Below are 15,544 nucleotides of genomic sequence, written 5' to 3' on the forward strand. Positions count from 1 at the left end.
AGGAACGGAAGACGATGAAGGCATCGCAGTTTTCGGACGCGCAGAAGGCGTTCATTCTGAAGCAGGGTGATGAAGGTGTGCCGGTGGCGGAGATTTGCCGAAAGGCGGGCATCAGCCAGGCGACCTATTTCAATTGGAAGAAAAAGTACGCTGGAATGTTGCCGCCGGAGATGAAGAAGTTGAAGCAGCTCGAGGACGAGAACGCACGGCTGAAGAAGATCGTCGCGGACCTGACACTCGACCGCGAGATGCTGCAGGACGTCATTCGCCGAAAGCTTTAAGGCCTGCTCGCAAGCGGGAGGTGGTGAAGGGCATGTGCCGCGATTGGGCGATCTCGATCCGGCAAGCTTGTAGGGCACTGAACTTCGATCGGTCGACCTACCACTACACCTCTCGCCGTGCCGATCAGGCCAGCCTGGAACGTCGTATTCGTGAGATTTGCGAGACCCGTGTCCGTTACGGCTATCGTCGTGTTCATGTACTCCTGGAACGCGAGGGTTGGGGCACCAATATCAAACGAACTTATCGGATTTACAGGGACTTAGGCCTTCAACTACGCAATAAAACGCCGAAGCGCCGAGTCAAAGCCAAGCTACGGGAGGACCGGCAAAAGGCCGTTGAACCCAACGATGTCTGGGCGATGGACTTCGTTCACGACCAACTCGCGACCGGCAAGAAATTACGAGTGCTGACGGTGGTCGACACCTTCTCGCACTATGTGCCGGTGCTTGATCCGCGGCATAGCTATCGGGGAGAAGATGTCGTGAAAACATTGGAACGGGTATGCCGGCAGATCGGCTATCCGAAGACTATCCGTGTCGACCAGGGGACGGAGTTCGGTATCGCGTGATCTCGACCTCTGGGCCTATGCCAAAGGCGTGACATTGGACTTCTCACGTCCTGGCAAGCCGACTGACAACGCCTTCATCGAGGCGTTTAACGGCCGCTTCCGGGCGGAATGCCTGAACCAACACTGGTTCCTGACCCTTGCGGATGCCCGCGAAAAGATGGAGGATTGGCGTAGAGACTACAATGAGGTTCGGCCGCATGGCGCGATCGGTAACAAGGTGCCGATCTCGCTGATGAATTCCGGAGGCGCAACCAGCCCGCCTCCCTGAGTGAAGCCGGAAAACTCCAGCCTCCGCTGGTCCAGAATCCTGGGGCGGTTCAAAAACCGCCGGGGCTCTAATCGCCACTGGGTGAAAGTTCAGTGGCATGTATGGACGGCCTTCGCGTGGCAAGGGGCATGTATGGACGGCCTCCGCGTGGCAAGGGGCAGTTTAGTGTTTCTGGCAGATTGGTCGGGTGCAGGCATGTATACGGCCTTTGATTGCGGCGCGTTCATGCCGCTGGCCCTGATGTAGTCCGCTGATCGGATCCCAGACAGGTCAACGCGCTTTCAAGCGGCACCCACTGATTGGGTTTGTCCGATCCCGGCTCGACCGTTCGCCATCACGCCATCAGCACCTCACCAATTTCTGCATCCTCTGTGAGCATTCAAAGGGCGGCGGTCGCCTCAAAGCGCCTGCCCGTCGTCATCAGCGCCCAGACGATCCGCGCCATCTTGTTAGCCAAAGCAACAGCGACGACGTTGTACGGCTTCTTCACCAGAAGGTCGGCGGCCCAACGCGTCGGTGCAACTTTAGCCTTGCCGCTGAAACGAAGCACCGCGTGCGCGCCCACAACGAGAAGCCGGCGGAGATAGGGATCGCCTTGTTTGCTGATCCTTCCGAGGCGGTCCTTGCCACCCGATGAGTTCTGCTGCGGCACCAGGCCTATCCATGCCGCCAATTGTCGGCCGGATTTGAAGAGCGACGCGTCGGTCACCGTCGCGGCAATTGCGCTGGCAGTGATCGGGCCAATTCCAGGGATCGTCTCAAGGCGGCGGCTCAGTTCGTTCGAGCGATGCCAAGCATGAATTTGGCGATCCAGCTCGCTGACCTTCTCGTGCACCTCCCGCAATTGCCCGATCAGCGGAAGAAGCGCGGACCGCGCAAGCGGCGGGATGAGATCGTGATCATCGTCGTCGACCAACGCGATCAGCATTCCGACGCCGGCGATGCCCTGTCGCGTTACGATGCCGAACTCCGCCAAGTGGCCGCGCAAGGCGTTCACCAGCATTGTCCGCTGCCGGATCAAAAGCTCGCGGACCCGATGCAGCATCAGCACACCCTGTTGCTCCTCGCTCTTCACTGGAACGAAGCGCATCGTCGGCCGCGTTACCGCCTCGCAAATCGCCTCGGCATCCGTCGCGTCGTTCTTCTGCCGCTTCACGTATGGCTTGACGTAAGACGCCGGCATCAGCCGAACCTCGTGACCCAGCGCCATAAGAACCCGAGCCCAGTGGTGTCCAGTCGCGCATGCCTCGATTCCGATCAGGCATGGCGGCAATGCCTTGAAGAATCCAACGACATCGTCGCGGCGCAGCTTGCGGCGGCTCACCGTCGCGCCAGCACCATTGATCCCGTGAACCTGAAATACATGCTTGGCGATATCCAGACCAATTGTGGTAATCTTCTCCATGGACGGCTCTCCCTTATGTGACTTTCGACAGCCACACTTTGGCACATTGCGATGCCGGGAGCGGAGGCCGTCCACCACATCAGGTCAGGTCAAAGTGAAGACACAGCATCGGGATCATCGACGCATGCGCTACCGAATCCGTACAGCCGTAGCTACGATCCAAATCGGGAGCGCCGACGATGATGGGCGACACCAGCAATACTGCTCCCACCTTGATCGTATAAGCTCTATGCGCGCAAGTAATCATCCCCTTCGTCTGTCACCAGGCTGTCCCGACCTCGCTGCTTGGCTTGCGAAGAGTTCCGCAGCCCCAGCGAATCGTCTCCGCTGATCATTTGAGGCCACCATGGGCGAGACCTGCCACGAGATAGCGCTGGAGGAAGAGCGCCACCAGATAGACCGGTGCGATGCCAGCGAGCGAGGCGGCCGCCATCTGGCCGAAATTGACGAGCCGATCCCCCTGGAAGAGCGAGATGCCGACAGGAAGCGTGCGCGTCTCGTCGGAAAAGGTGAAGGCCGAGGCAAACAGGAACTCGTTATAGGCGAGGACCGAGACGATGATCAGCGTCGCCACGATGCCTGGTACAATGATCGGCACGACGATATGGACCAGGATCCGAAGAGGGCCGGCTCCGTCGAGCGCCGCCGCCTGTTCGATCTCCAGCGGCATGCGCCGGAGAAACGGGGTGAGAAGCCAGAAAGCGACGGGGATATTGGCAAAGCCGTAGAGCATCACCAGGCCGGCATGGGTGTTGAGGAGCCCCGTGGCCTTGAGAAGATAGAACAGCGGAATCAGAGCCACGATCGGTGGCGCCATGTAGCTCGACAGAGTGAGATCGGCGAGCCATTTGCCACCTATGCCGAGCCGCAGCACAGCGTAGGCGGCGGGCAAAGTAAGCAGCAACGTCAGGGCGCCGGCGAGCAGCGAGACGGCAACGGAGTTGGCGATAAATCCTGAGAGATGGGCGGCCTCGAAAGCGGCCGGCCAATTGTCGAGCGTCGGGCTCGTCGGCAGGAAATGGCCGCTCAGCACGTCGTCTTGGGTCTTGAAGGACACTGAGACGAGATAGGCGATCGGCAGGGTGAAGAAGACGAAGATCGGTGCGGTCGCGGCAACGAGCAGGATGTCGGATCGCCTGATCTTCATGCGTCTTTCCTCTCGAGATGCTGGTGGATGCGGATGACCGGCCACAACACTGCGCCAATCACCAGACTGTAGATCAGGGTCTCGGCAGCGGCGCGGGCGACATCGAACTGTTCCAATGCGCGGCGATAGATGGAGAAGCCGGTCGCCGTGGTGGCAAAGCCCGGACCGCCGAACGTCAGGACATAGACGAGGTCGAAGACCTTGAAGGAGAGGATAAGCTTCAGCAGATAAATCGAGGAGAGCGGCGCCGCCACGAGCGGAAGCGTGATGTGCCAGAAGCGTTGCAGAGATGTTGCTCCATCGATGATCGAAGCCTCGTGGACGCCTTCGGGAATGGTCGAAAGGGCGGCGAAGCTGAGGATGACGACGAAGGGCGTCCATTGCCAGACATCGGCAACCGCGATGGCGAACCAGGCAAAGACAGGATCGCCGTGGAAGCTGACCGGCGCGTCGACAATGCCAAGGTTCAGGAGGAGTCCATTCAGGAGCCCTCCAGCCGGCGCGAGGATCAATTTCCATGCGACACCCACCATCACCGGCGGCGTCATCAGCGGCAGCAGGATCAGGCTGACCAGGAACCGTCCGGCCTTCAGCAGCCGGGTGAAGAGCAAGGCGATCAGGAAGCCGATCACCAGCTGGATGCTCGCCGTGACGAAAGCATAAGCGATGCTCTTGATCACAGAGGTCGCAAACAGCGGATCCTGGAGGACGTCGCGCACATGCTGCAATCCGACAAAGCTGCGGAAGGGTTTGCCGAGCGTGCTCTTGCTGAGCGCAAGCGCCACCAGGAAGAGCGTGGGGTAGACCAGGGTCGCAGCGAGCCCGAGCAGGATCGGAGAGATCCACAGCCAGCGGACGAGCCGGTGTGCCGAAAGGCGGTGATCGGCGGTCGGTGAGGCGGCTCGTCTTCGAGCGAGGGGAAAATCGATCGCAGTCATGTCATCGCGCCTGTTGTTCTTCTCTCGAAAGGCGTGCCCCGCGCGAGGCACGCCTTCGGGTCTCGTGTTTTGCGTCGGCCAGGTGGCCGAGGCTCAATGATCAGCCATTGGCTTCGATGATGTTCGTCCAGGCCTTGTGGGCATCGGCGATTGCCTGTTCGGCATTCTTCGTCCCGGCAAGGGCCAGCGCGAGTTCATCGGTCAGCGCATTTTCCAGCTTCGGGGCATAGACGGCCGTCGGCCAGGCGAGGCTGTTTTCCAACGCGCCGTCTGCCAGCAGCGGCTGCACGAGCGGCTGGAAGGCCTTGAACTTCTCGGAGTTGAGGCCGGAGTGACGATCGGGATCGATCCCGGAGCCGGTCAGCGTGAGCAGTTGTTCGTGGTAGTCCTTGCTCGTCGCGAGCTTGATCAGTTCCCAGGCGACGTCCTTGTTCTTCGAGCCGCTGGTGATTGCGAAGCCGAAGCCGGCGTTGAAGGCAAGCCGCGGCGTCTTGTTGGCGCCGCCGACGGGGATGCGGGTGACGCCCCATTTGTCGACGATCTTCGAGCCCTTGGGATCCTGGGCATAGCCGCCGAGGTCGGTCCAGAAGTCGATCTGGGCGGCCTTGCCGCTGAGGAAGGCAGGCAGCCCCTCCTCGAAGCGCGTCTCGAGCGGCGTCGGCAATGCATGCGGTGCGGATGCGAGCAGCGACTTCAGCGCTTCCACGGCTTCGGTGCTGTCGAGGGCCGAGGTGCCGTCTGCCTTCAGGAAGTTGCCGCCGAAACCGGTGAGGCGATTGGCAAAGGTCGACAGGATGATGACGGGAATCTTCGCACCCAGGACCGCAGCACCATAGATGCCGTTCCTGGATTCCGCGTCGGTGATGACTTTGGCGTTTTCGTTGTATTCGTCCCAGGTCGTCGGCGGCTTGAGGCCGTAACGATCGAACAGTTCCTTGTTGTAGAACAGAAGGTGGCTGTCGCCGTCATAAGGCAGGCCATAGCGACGGCCGTCATGCAGCGTGTACTGGTCATAAATTGTCTGGATGAAGTCGTCGGGCTGGATTTCCGCCTTGTCTTTCTCGATCAAGTCGGTCACGTCCTCGATCACGCCATCCTCGGCTAGCTGACCCTTGTAGGTATAGAAATAGTCGATGACGTCGAATTCACCGGCGCCGGACTGAAAGTCGAGGGTCGCCTTGACGCTGACCTGGTCGTAGGGAACCGCGGTCACGTTGACCTTCGCACCCGTCAGCTTCTCGAAATCCTCGGCGATCTTCTTGCCCGTGATGACATGCGGCTGAATGATCAGGAGATTGAGGGTGCGGCCGGCGAACCGGTTGTCCGCGGCCAGGGCGGAGGAAAAGACTCCCGATGACAGGAGAGGGAGCGCTCCTGATGCCAGCATGGTCTTCAACACCGTGCGGCGGCGATAGGCTTGGTCGATGATGGGGTTGGACATGAATTGATCCTCGGTTGCGACGGTGCCGGCCGCAGGAATGCCCACGGAGCGGGTATCCGTGTGGCAGCTGCGTCGGCCTTGGGGGGATCATTCGACAGATCACCCGCGCCGTTAACCAACAGGAATTTAAAGTACATAAAAATTATAGAATTTATTTTCAAATTCAGCGGCACCTCTTGCTTCGAGAGGGCGGGTCGCGTGGAAAAGTGTGATCGGATGCGGTCAGATGAGGCCGGTCAGCGAGTGATAACCTAGGGCTAGCCGGTGGTTGCCCGCTGACAAAACCCGGAAAAAAATTCCCCGAAATAGTACATAAAAAATATATAATAACTGTTAAATGGATGCCGCATCGGGATGCTTCAGGGACCACGCCTGAAATCCGGATGGGATCGAGGAATGACCAAGCAGATACACTTCAACGCCTTCGACATGAACTGCGTGGGCCACCAGTCGCCCGGCCTTTGGGCCCATCCCCGTGACAAATCCTGGAAATACAAGGATCTGGACTACTGGCAGGATCTTGCCAGGACGCTCGAAAAGGGGGTCTTCGATGGCATCTTCATCGCCGACGTGATCGGCTATTACGACGTCTACAAGGCCAACAACTACCACGCCATCCATCAGGCGGCGCAGATTCCGGTCAATGATCCGATCCAGCTCGCGGCGCCGATTGCACTCGCCACCGAACATCTTGGCATCGGCATCACCGCCTCGATCTCGTTCGAGCACCCCTATCCATTCGCGCGGCGTCTGGCCACTGCCGACCACCTGACAAAGGGGCGCGTCGGCTGGAATATCGTGACCTCCTATCTGGAGAGCGGCGCCAAGAACATCGGGCAAGGCGGATTGCGTGCGCATGACAACCGCTACGAAGTGGCGAGCGAATATCTGGAGGTCATCTACAAGCTCCTTGAGGGGTCCTGGGAAGAAGGTGCCGTGCTGCGCGACCGCGAGAAGCGCATCTTCACCGATCCCTCGAAGGTGCACGAGATCGGCCACAAGGGCCGTTTCTTCGAAGTCCCGGGCTACGCCCTGACCGAGCCGTCGCCGCAGCGGACCCCGGTGCTCTACCAGGCCGGCGCTTCCGGGCCGGGCAAGCAATTCGCGGCGGAGCATGCGGAGTGCGTCTTCGTTGCGGCACAGGCCAGGACGATCCTGAAGAATTATGTGCGCGATGTCCGGGTGCGGGCGGCGACCGTTGGGCGCGATGCGTCGAAGTTCCGCATCTACAATCTGATGACGGTCATCGTGGACGAGACCGACGAGAAGGCGTGCGCCAAATTCCGCGACTATCTCGATTACGTTTCCTATGACGGCTCGCTGGTCTTCATGTCCGGCTGGACGGGCGTCGATTTTTCCCGCTACGCACCGGATGATTTGGTGCGCAAGGTCGAGACCAACGCTATCCATTCGGCGATCGAGAGCCTTTCGGAAGGCGATCCGAATAAGCGCTGGACGATCAGGGAGCTGGCCGAATGGGGCGGTATCGGCGGCATGGGACCGGTGGTCGTGGGATCGCCCTCCACCGTCGCCGACGAGCTCCAGGCCTGGGTCGACGAGACCGACGTCGACGGCTTCAACCTTGCTTATGCCGTAACGCCCGAGAGCTTCGAGGATATCGTTGGCTACCTGGTGCCCGAACTGCAGAAGCGCGGCGTCTATCCGACCGGATATCGTCCCGGCACGCTGCGGGAGAAGCTGTTCGGCGAGGGGCCTTATTTGCCCAAGGCGCATCCGGCCGACCGTTACCGCGACATCGAAGCTTTCAAACGCAACCAGGCAATTACGCTGGCCAATGCCAGCTGAAAATTCCATTTCAACCCGACGAGGTTTTCCCATGGGAAGCATCACCGACACCACGATCGATTACAGCGTCCACCCGCGCGTCAATTCCACCGATCCCTTCACGCCCCGTCCGCGCCCGGTCAAGCCGGCGCATGTGATCGGGAGCGACGTCGAGGCCATCCAGATCGCCGAGACTCTGGCCGCGAGCTTCAAGGTCGGGGCAGCATTGCGTGACCGTGAGGGACTGCTGCCGATCGCCGAGCTCGACGCCTATTCGCAGAGCGGTCTCTGGAGCATCAACGTGCCGAAAGCCTATGGTGGTCCGGAAGTCTCCTATGCCACGCTCGCCAAGGTGATCGCCATCATCGCTGCAGCCGATCCGGCCATCGCGCAGATCACCCAGAACCATCTGGCGATCGTCGCGACCGTCGATCTCGACGGCACGCCAGAGCAGAAGAAGCTGTTCTTCGGCTGGGCGCTCGAAGGGATCCGATACGGCAATGCCTTCTCCGAACTGAAGAGCAAGACGGTCGCCGATTTCGAGACCAAGGTCGTTCATGACGGCGACGAGGTGATCGTCGACGGCGAGAAATTCTACACGACCGGCGCGCTGCTTGCCCATATCGTGCCGATCGTCGGTGTCGACGAGACCGGCCAGGGCTATCTCGTCTTTGCCGACCGCGATGCCACCGGTCTCACCGTCACCAACAACTGGTCGAGCTTCGGTCAGCGCACCACCGCCTCGGGTTCGGTCAAGATCGAAAATGTGCGCGTGCCGAAGGCGCGGGCGCTGAAGGTCACCTCTTTCGACCATCCGACGGTGGGCGGCCCCGTCTCGCAGATCATCCAGTCGGCGATCGATGTCGGCATCGCCCGGGGCACGATCGACGATACGATCGAGTTCGTCAGCAAATATAGCCGCCCCTGGATCGACAGCGGCAAGGCGACGGCCGGCGAAGACCTCTTCACCATCGCCCAGATCGGCGACCTGAAGATCAAGCTGCATGCGGCCGAAGCGCTGCTCGAGATCGCCGGCCACGCGATCGACGCGGCGCGCGCCAATCCGACGCTGGAGACGGTCTCGGAGGCGACGATCAAGACAGGCGAATCCAAGGTTCTGACGACGGAGATTGCGATCCTGTCGACGAACAAACTGTTCGAACTTGCGGGAGCGCGCTCGACCCTCGCCGAGCATGGACTCGACCGCCACTGGCGCAATGCCCGCGTCCATACGCTGCATGATCCGGTGCGCTGGAAGTTCTACCACGTCGGCAATTATTATCTGAACGGCGTCCATCCGCCGCGCCACGCCTGGAACTGAGCCCAAGATGAGCACGAATGATCGCAAGCTGCACCGGGAGGCCGCGCTCACCGCCGGCCGTCCTGCGCCGCACATCGCCCCGCGTCGGAGCCTGGCCCATGTCATCCGCGATGATGCGGAGGCCATCAGGATCGCCAGGGACCTTGCGCTTGAATTCGCGGTCGGTGCCGCCCAGCGGGACCGCGAACGACGCCTTCCGCTCGCCGAGATCGACCGCTTCTCGCAGAGCGGTCTCTGGGCGATCGGCATCCCGAAAGCCTATGGCGGCGCCGGCGTCTCGGCGGTGACGCTGGCCGAGGTCACCGCCATCATCTCGGCTGCGGATTCCTCGATCGGGCAGATCCCGCAGAACCATTTCTACATGCTGGAGGCGTTGCGACTGAACGGCAGCGAGGAGCAGAAGCAGCACTACTTCCGGCGCGCGCTGGAAGGTGACCGTCTTGGCAACGCCTTCACCGAGATCGGCACGAAGACGCCGGTCGACTTCAAGACGCATTTCGCCGATCGCAACGGAAAGCTCTACCTGAACGGGCAGAAGTTTTACGCGACCGGCTCCCTCTTCGCCCACATCGTCGTCGCCGTGGCAAAGGGACCGAACGGCCGCGTCCATCTGATCTTCATCGACCGGGCGACTCCGGGGCTCGACTTCGTCGACGACTGGTCGTCCTTCGGGCAGCGTTCGACGGGCAGCGGCACCGTAACCTTCGACGACGTCGAAGTGACGCCGTTCCAGATCGTCGACCATGATGGAAGCTTCGAACAGCCGACGCCGATGGGTCCTTTCGCGCAGATCATCCATGCCGCCGTGCAGGTCGGCATCGCGCGCGGGGCGCTCGCCGAAACGATTTCCTATGTTCGAGCCCATGCGCGGCCATTTTTCGAACTTGCGATCGAGCACGGTTATGAGGATCCGCACACCATACACGGCGTCGGCGACGTGGCGATCAGAGTGCATGCGGCCGATGCGCTGCTCGCAAGGGCCGGCCGGATTGTCGACCGCGCCACCACAGAACCGACGGCGGTGAACGTAGCCGAGGCATCGATCGCTGTCGCGGAGGTCAAGGCGCTCGCGACGGAAGTGGCGCAGCTTGCCGCCACCAAGCTTATCGAGTTCGGTGGGGCGCGTTCGACGCTCGAAAGCTATGGGCTCGACCGCTTCTGGCGCAATGCCCGGACGCATTCGCTGCATGATCCGGTGCGCTGGAAATACCACCATATCGGAAACTTCTATCTGAACGGTATCCTGCCCCCGCGGCACGGCGCCCTCTGATTTTTTGGAATTTCACAATCTCGCGGCAATCTGCAACGGCTGCCGCTTCGACAGGAATGGAATAATGGCAATCGACAAGCCTCTCGACTTTCTATGGTTCATCCCCTCATCCGGTGACGGTGCGTATCTGGGGTCGGACGATCTCAGTCGCCCGGCGGATCCCGGCTATTTCCGTGAGATCGCCAAGGCTGCTGACCGGCTGGGATATTCCGGCGTGCTTATTCCGACGGGGGCCGCGTGCGAAGAATCCTTCATTCTGGCCGCGGATCTCTCCGCCTATACAGAGCGACTGAAATTTCTGGTGGCCATTCGGCCGGGCACGGCATCGCCGGCCTATTATGCGCGCCTCGCCGCGACGCTCGACCGCGTTTCCAACGGCCGCCTGCTGATTAACATCGTGGTCGGAGGCAGTGCCCAGGAACTCGCCGGTGACGGCATTTTCCTGCCGCATGACGAACGCTACGATCATGCCGGCGAGTTCTTTCGGGTATTCAACTCGCTGGTCGAGACCGGTAAAGCCAACCTCGAAGGCAAGTATATCAAGGCCATCGATGCGAGACTTGGTCTGCCGCCCGTACAGGAACCGCGTCCTCCGCTCTATTTCGGCGGATCGTCCGACGCTGCGATCGCCTTTTCCGGCGGCATCACCGATAAGTACCTGACCTGGGGCGAACCTCCGGCGCAGGTGGCAGAAAAGATTGCCAAGGTCCGCAAGGCCGCTGCGGCGCAGGGCAAGAACGTCACCTTCGGCATCCGTCTTCACTTCATCGTTCGCGAGACTGATGAAGAGGCCTGGGCTGCGGCCGACCGACTGATTTCCAAGCTTTCCGACGAAACGATTGCCGCAGCGCAGGAAGTATTCGCGAAGAGCTCGGATTCGGTCGGCCAGGCGCGCATGGTTGCCCTGCATCAGGGGCGCCGCGACAAGCTCGAAGTTTCTCCCAATCTCTGGGCGGGCATTGGTCTCGTCCGCACGGGCGCGGGAACCGCGCTGGTCGGATCTCCGAAGACGGTCGCGGAACGTCTGAGGGAATATCAGCAGCTCGGAATCGATACCGTCATCGCCTCCGGCTATCCGCATCTGGAAGAAGCCTACCGGGTTTCCGAGTTGCTCTTCCCCGAGTTCGGCCTGCCCGGCCCCCATGGGCAGATCCGCTCCTCCTTCGGCGAACGCCGAGTCTTTGGGGGAGGCGGACATGGCGGAAATGTGAAGGTCGCATCCGCCTCCTGAGGAATTGCCATTCGCCATCCACCGCGGTGCTCAAACCGCCGCGCTAAAATCGGCTGCCAGCACCGCATCCTTCAGCGCCCGCGAATAGGGGTGCTGCGGGTTGTCAAGGACGGGGCGGGCCTGGCCGCTTCGCCCTTGCGCATGATGATGTTGTTGTCGCTGATGTAATAGGCAGTGGCGAGGTCGTGGGTGATGTAGATGATCGGCCGAGCTCGTTTTCCAGGCGGCCGAACAGGTTGACGATCGCCATGCGCAGCGAAGCGTCGACCATGGAAACCGGCTCGTCGGCAACCAGCAGGCGGGGCTGCGGGATCAGCGCGCGGGCGATAGCGACCCGTTGGAGCTGGCCGCCGGAGAGTCGTGGGGAAAGCGGCCTTTTATCTCTTCCAGCGTCAGGCCGACGTGATGGAGCGCGGCATCAGCCATGCGCTCGGCCTCTTTGCGGTCCTGGCCGCTTTCCTGAGAAATTCCGAGAGGTAGCGGTCGACCCGTTTAGCGGGTTAAAGGCTTCGCAGGGGTTCTGCAGCACCGGCTGGACCTCCTTCATGAACGCCGTGCGTTCGGATCGGCTATGGATCGAGACGGTCTTGCCCGCAAATTCCAGCCGCCCTTCCGTCGGCGCGGCCTGCCCGAGGATCATTGCCGCGATCGTCGATTTTCCCGAGCCGGATTCGCCGACGATCGACAGGATCTCCGGTTCGACTCCGACTTCGAAACCGACGTCCTTGACCGCCGTGATCAGGCGCCGGCCGAGCATGCCGCCCTGGCGGTACACTTTCGTGACATTCGAGAGGTGAAGCAGAGCAGTCAAACCTGATCTCCCGAAGAAGATCGCATATTGGATCGAAGGGAACTTCTCCGGCCGGCGAACAGAAGAACGTAGTTCTTTCAACCACATAGCTATCACGAGTGGTGGTCTGCGGTTCGAACCCTTTTGTACGCAACGTTTATCGGTTCCTGCCGTTCAAGGGACCACAGTATCGCAATTGAGATGGCGCTAGGGAAATTGCCGTCTGCACATCGCTATGAGGGATTTCAGCGCTGGATCTCTTTTGTTCGTCATCTCACTGATAATGTCGATGAAACGCTGAGTTTCTCTGTGAGCTTCTTCTTTGTACGCCGCTCACAAAGGTTGCACAGCAAGCCCTCCGTTATTGGCTCAAGGAACCAGGGAAGCGAGGCTCAACAGCCCTCTTTCCGAATACGCACGGTGGCAGGCTCAGCGCCGACGGCGTGCAGGCACTGCTGAACAAATATGTCGCCAAAGCACGTGAGCACTGCGTCTCCCTTCGCTCAAAGCGGGTGTCGCCCCATGTCTTGCGGCACTCTGCTGCCATGGAGTTGCTGCAGGCGGGCGTCGACTGCTCCGTCATTGCCCTGTGGTTGGGCCATGAAGCGATGGAAACGACGTTGACCTATCTTCATGCGCATCTCGAACTGAAGGAATCTGCACTCGCAAAGCTGAAGCCGTACGAACGCGCCAAGGCCGAGCGATTTCGACCAAGCGACCGGCTTCTGGAATTCCTGAACACCCTCTGAGCATGAGAACTATGCCGAGTGCCAAACAACGGCGACCCGCCAAACTGGCTGGGAACGCACGGTTTGCCGTTCCTGCCAGAAGACGCACTCGGCATAGTTCGCCGGTCGGCATAAAGTGCCTTATGCCGCGCGCGGCATAATGCCGTATTGATCAGTGACGCCAGAATGGCAAAGGTCTCGCCACCTCGGGCATTGCCGACGAACATTGAGTTTTTCCTTGTAAGGGCGACAGACTTCATCGATCGCTCAACCACGTTGCTGTCGACTTCGATTGTGCCGTCGTCGAGGAAGGCCGTGAGACCGGTCCAATGCTTGAGCGTATAGTTGATGGCTTTTGCGAGAGCCGACTGGGTTGAGATATCGGCCTTCAGCTCAAGCAAGCGAGCCTTCAATGACCGCATGATGGCGGCAGATCTTGATTGCCGCGCGTGGTAACGCACTTCAGCGCCCTCTCCTCGGATCTGCTGCTCGATCAGATAAACTTCCGCGATCATTGGGCCGTCCTTGATTGGAGGAAAGGTAAAGCTTCCATTCTCCAGCCACTTCGTCGCCAGGATCATGCCCGAGCCGCCCCAATAAAGGCAGCGAACGCGATCGCCACGCTTTGCGCGGAATACGAAGATATCGCCACAATACGGATCGGCCTCGAGAGTGGATGCTACCAAGACGAAAAGACCGTTCATACCCTTGCGGAAATCTACGGGCTGTGTCGCTACCATGATCCGCGGCACCGCTGAGAAATCAATCACGACCTGCCGCGTAGCGCACAGATGATCGTGCTGGCCAAGGATGGCGAAACCGATCCCTTTATGATGGCACGCGCATCGTCGCGATTGATCTCGATGCGGCCAGCGGATGGGCGACCTTCGCCTGCCGGCGACGCACTGTCATACTCGACGACAATCGGGACGAAGCTGTTGCTTGTCGATCGCGATGCAGCAGCGGTCAATCCAGCAGTCTTGCGCCGGATGCCCAGCAGGCCCCGACTGACGCCGAACCGCTGACGACCTCCGAGATATTGGCACCGGCCTCATTGCTCACAGCGAGGATCTCGATCTTCTCTTCGTCCGACCAATTCCGGCGCTTGCGACGCCCGGTGATGAGCTCAACACGCCGATACTCGCTAGCATCATGCATGGCATGATGCATTGTATGATGCTGGCAATAGCGCCATTCCAAAGCCTCCAATCCGCCGGTCTTGATCAAAACCGGCTGACTCTGCCTTGAAATCTTGCATCATTGGAAGGAGGGCTGTTCGTCGCGCTCACCAACTTCTGGATTTATTGACTGAACGGCGATGGACGCCGTCGAGCTACGGTGGTCATCCCGCGCGTCGAGCGCAAGGAGAGACGATTGAAGTGATATCTGCCTTCATCCATAATGTGGATGCATATCATCCAAACAATAGATTTTTCAAATCAAACAAGATGCCATTAGAAGCGCGTGACGGATCGAATTAAGTACATTGACAGCCTATTGAGAGCGGTGCAGGACGGTAGCAACTTTGTCAGAACGCATCACATTAGAACGCGCGCTAACAATCGTTCTGCCACCTCAATTGGCTGGCATTACGATCGCTGACGATAGCCTCTGAGCGCTACAATCACCTGCTGCTTCGATTGTGTGATCTGTTCAGGCATGGCAAAAATAAGGAGGTTGGCATGTGCTCTGATGTGCGGTGGAAGCTGTGCTGGGAAAACGAGTTGCAACTCGCCGACCATGTAGAACTCTCTGACTTCTTTCGCAAAACCTATGGGCCGACTGGGCTCTTTAATGCAAAGCCGTTTGAAGGTAGCCGAAGTTGGGCCGGAGCTAGGCCTGAGCTTCGGGCAATCGGCTATGACCAAAGTGGTGTCGCAGCTCACATGGGATTGCTGCGCCGCTTCATAAAGGTTGGCACGGTCGATCTGTTGGTGGCTGAGCTGGGATTGGACGGAGTGCGTGCCGATCTTGAAAGGCTCGGCATCAGCCATTCAATTCGCGTCATGCTTCCAACACTGCATGAACTCGGGGTCCCATTCGCTTTCGGCACGGTTCGGCAAGCCCTACGGAAGCACATAGAGAGGTTTGGTCGACACGGGCCGGTCACCATATTGTCGGACATCCTCACACGCTCCACGCTACCAGAGCCGCGTCGCGATAAACCGCCTACGTGCATTGATGAAGCACTTGTCATCGTTCTGCCAGTTGGCCGGCTAATTGGCGACCGTCATCACCAATATCGCAACGGAAGTCCTCGACGTGCAGCGTGAAGTGCTGATTTTTTCCGTCATCTAGACCAGCCGATTAATCCAAGGGCAGACTGCAGAAGGGCGCGATCCTTAAATCCAAGCTGTGGGGCAGCTCCAG

The 15,544-nt window shown here is 59.9% G+C and carries 10 protein-coding genes and 5 pseudogenes; 7 read left to right on the forward strand and 8 right to left on the reverse strand.

Going from position 1 to position 15,544, the window contains the following annotated elements:
- Window positions 1-14: 14 nt before the first annotated feature.
- Window positions 15-1,118: pseudogene (locus tag NXC14_RS22150) on the forward strand (IS3 family transposase).
- A gap of 379 nt (window positions 1,119-1,497) precedes the next feature.
- Here NXC14_RS22150 and NXC14_RS22160 read toward each other — a convergent pair.
- From NXC14_RS22160 to NXC14_RS22175, 4 genes are all read right to left on the reverse strand, one after another.
- Window positions 1,498-2,523, reverse strand: coding sequence for an IS110 family transposase (locus tag NXC14_RS22160; protein WP_085780289.1), 1,026 nt, complete (start codon window positions 2,521-2,523; stop codon window positions 1,498-1,500).
- 331 nt (window positions 2,524-2,854) lie between these two features.
- Window positions 2,855-3,670, reverse strand: coding sequence for a carbohydrate ABC transporter permease (locus tag NXC14_RS22165; RefSeq protein WP_085780290.1), 816 nt, complete (start codon window positions 3,668-3,670; stop codon window positions 2,855-2,857).
- Complete coding sequence (locus tag NXC14_RS22170) at window positions 3,667-4,608, reverse strand: sugar ABC transporter permease (protein WP_085780291.1); 942 nt, start codon at window positions 4,606-4,608, stop codon at window positions 3,667-3,669. Before NXC14_RS22170 ends, NXC14_RS22165 begins: the two co-directional genes overlap by 4 nt.
- Window positions 4,609-4,708: 100 nt before the next feature.
- Window positions 4,709-6,049 carry a sugar ABC transporter substrate-binding protein gene (locus NXC14_RS22175; protein WP_085780582.1) on the reverse strand — a complete coding sequence of 447 codons (1,341 nt, stop codon included), beginning with the start codon at window positions 6,047-6,049 and terminating at the stop codon, window positions 4,709-4,711.
- A 396-nt stretch (window positions 6,050-6,445) separates the two neighbouring features.
- On the opposite strand from NXC14_RS22175, the gene NXC14_RS22180 reads away from it, so the two are divergent.
- From NXC14_RS22180 to ssuD, 4 genes are all read left to right on the forward strand, one after another.
- The gene (locus tag NXC14_RS22180) at window positions 6,446-7,855 is read left to right on the forward strand and encodes an LLM class flavin-dependent oxidoreductase (RefSeq protein WP_085780292.1); all 1,410 of its coding nucleotides are present in this window, start codon (window positions 6,446-6,448) and stop codon (window positions 7,853-7,855) included.
- Window positions 7,856-7,886: 31 nt separating this feature from the next.
- Window positions 7,887-9,155: an SfnB family sulfur acquisition oxidoreductase gene (locus NXC14_RS22185; protein WP_085780293.1), complete on the forward strand. Its 1,269-nt coding sequence runs from the start codon at window positions 7,887-7,889 to the stop codon at window positions 9,153-9,155.
- 7 nt (window positions 9,156-9,162) lie between these two features.
- On the forward strand, window positions 9,163-10,425 hold the full coding sequence (locus tag NXC14_RS22190) for an SfnB family sulfur acquisition oxidoreductase (protein ID WP_085780294.1): 1,263 nt from the start codon (window positions 9,163-9,165) through the stop codon (window positions 10,423-10,425).
- Between the two features lie 61 nt (window positions 10,426-10,486).
- A complete protein-coding gene (ssuD, locus tag NXC14_RS22195) occupies window positions 10,487-11,656 on the forward strand; it encodes an FMNH2-dependent alkanesulfonate monooxygenase (RefSeq protein ID WP_157131497.1) in 1,170 nt (389 codons plus the stop codon).
- A gap of 103 nt (window positions 11,657-11,759) precedes the next feature.
- Here ssuD and NXC14_RS22200 read toward each other — a convergent pair.
- A pseudogene (locus NXC14_RS22200) lies at window positions 11,760-12,554 on the reverse strand (ATP-binding cassette domain-containing protein).
- 218 nt (window positions 12,555-12,772) lie between these two features.
- On the opposite strand from NXC14_RS22200, the pseudogene NXC14_RS22205 reads away from it, so the two are divergent.
- Window positions 12,773-13,195, forward strand: a pseudogene (locus NXC14_RS22205) (tyrosine-type recombinase/integrase); the annotation flags it as partial.
- Between the two features lie 140 nt (window positions 13,196-13,335).
- Here the strand turns inward: NXC14_RS22205 and NXC14_RS33470 are convergent.
- From NXC14_RS33470 to NXC14_RS33480, 3 genes and pseudogenes are all read right to left on the reverse strand, one after another.
- A pseudogene (locus tag NXC14_RS33470) lies at window positions 13,336-13,686 on the reverse strand (transposase); the annotation flags it as partial.
- Window positions 13,687-13,914: pseudogene (gene tnpB / locus NXC14_RS33475) on the reverse strand (IS66 family insertion sequence element accessory protein TnpB); the annotation flags it as partial. It lies immediately after the preceding pseudogene.
- A gap of 226 nt (window positions 13,915-14,140) precedes the next feature.
- The gene (locus tag NXC14_RS33480; RefSeq protein ID WP_245362198.1) at window positions 14,141-14,401 is read right to left on the reverse strand and encodes a transposase; all 261 of its coding nucleotides are present in this window, start codon (window positions 14,399-14,401) and stop codon (window positions 14,141-14,143) included.
- A 455-nt stretch (window positions 14,402-14,856) separates the two neighbouring features.
- Here NXC14_RS33480 and NXC14_RS22220 point away from each other — a divergent pair, with 455 nt between their 5' ends.
- Window positions 14,857-15,447, forward strand: coding sequence for a NodA family N-acyltransferase (locus NXC14_RS22220; protein WP_085780296.1), 591 nt, complete (start codon window positions 14,857-14,859; stop codon window positions 15,445-15,447).
- The last annotated feature ends 97 nt before the right edge of the window (window positions 15,448-15,544 follow it).

Source organism: Rhizobium sp. NXC14 (assembly GCF_002117485.1).
Classification (GTDB): Bacteria; Pseudomonadota; Alphaproteobacteria; order Rhizobiales; family Rhizobiaceae; genus Rhizobium.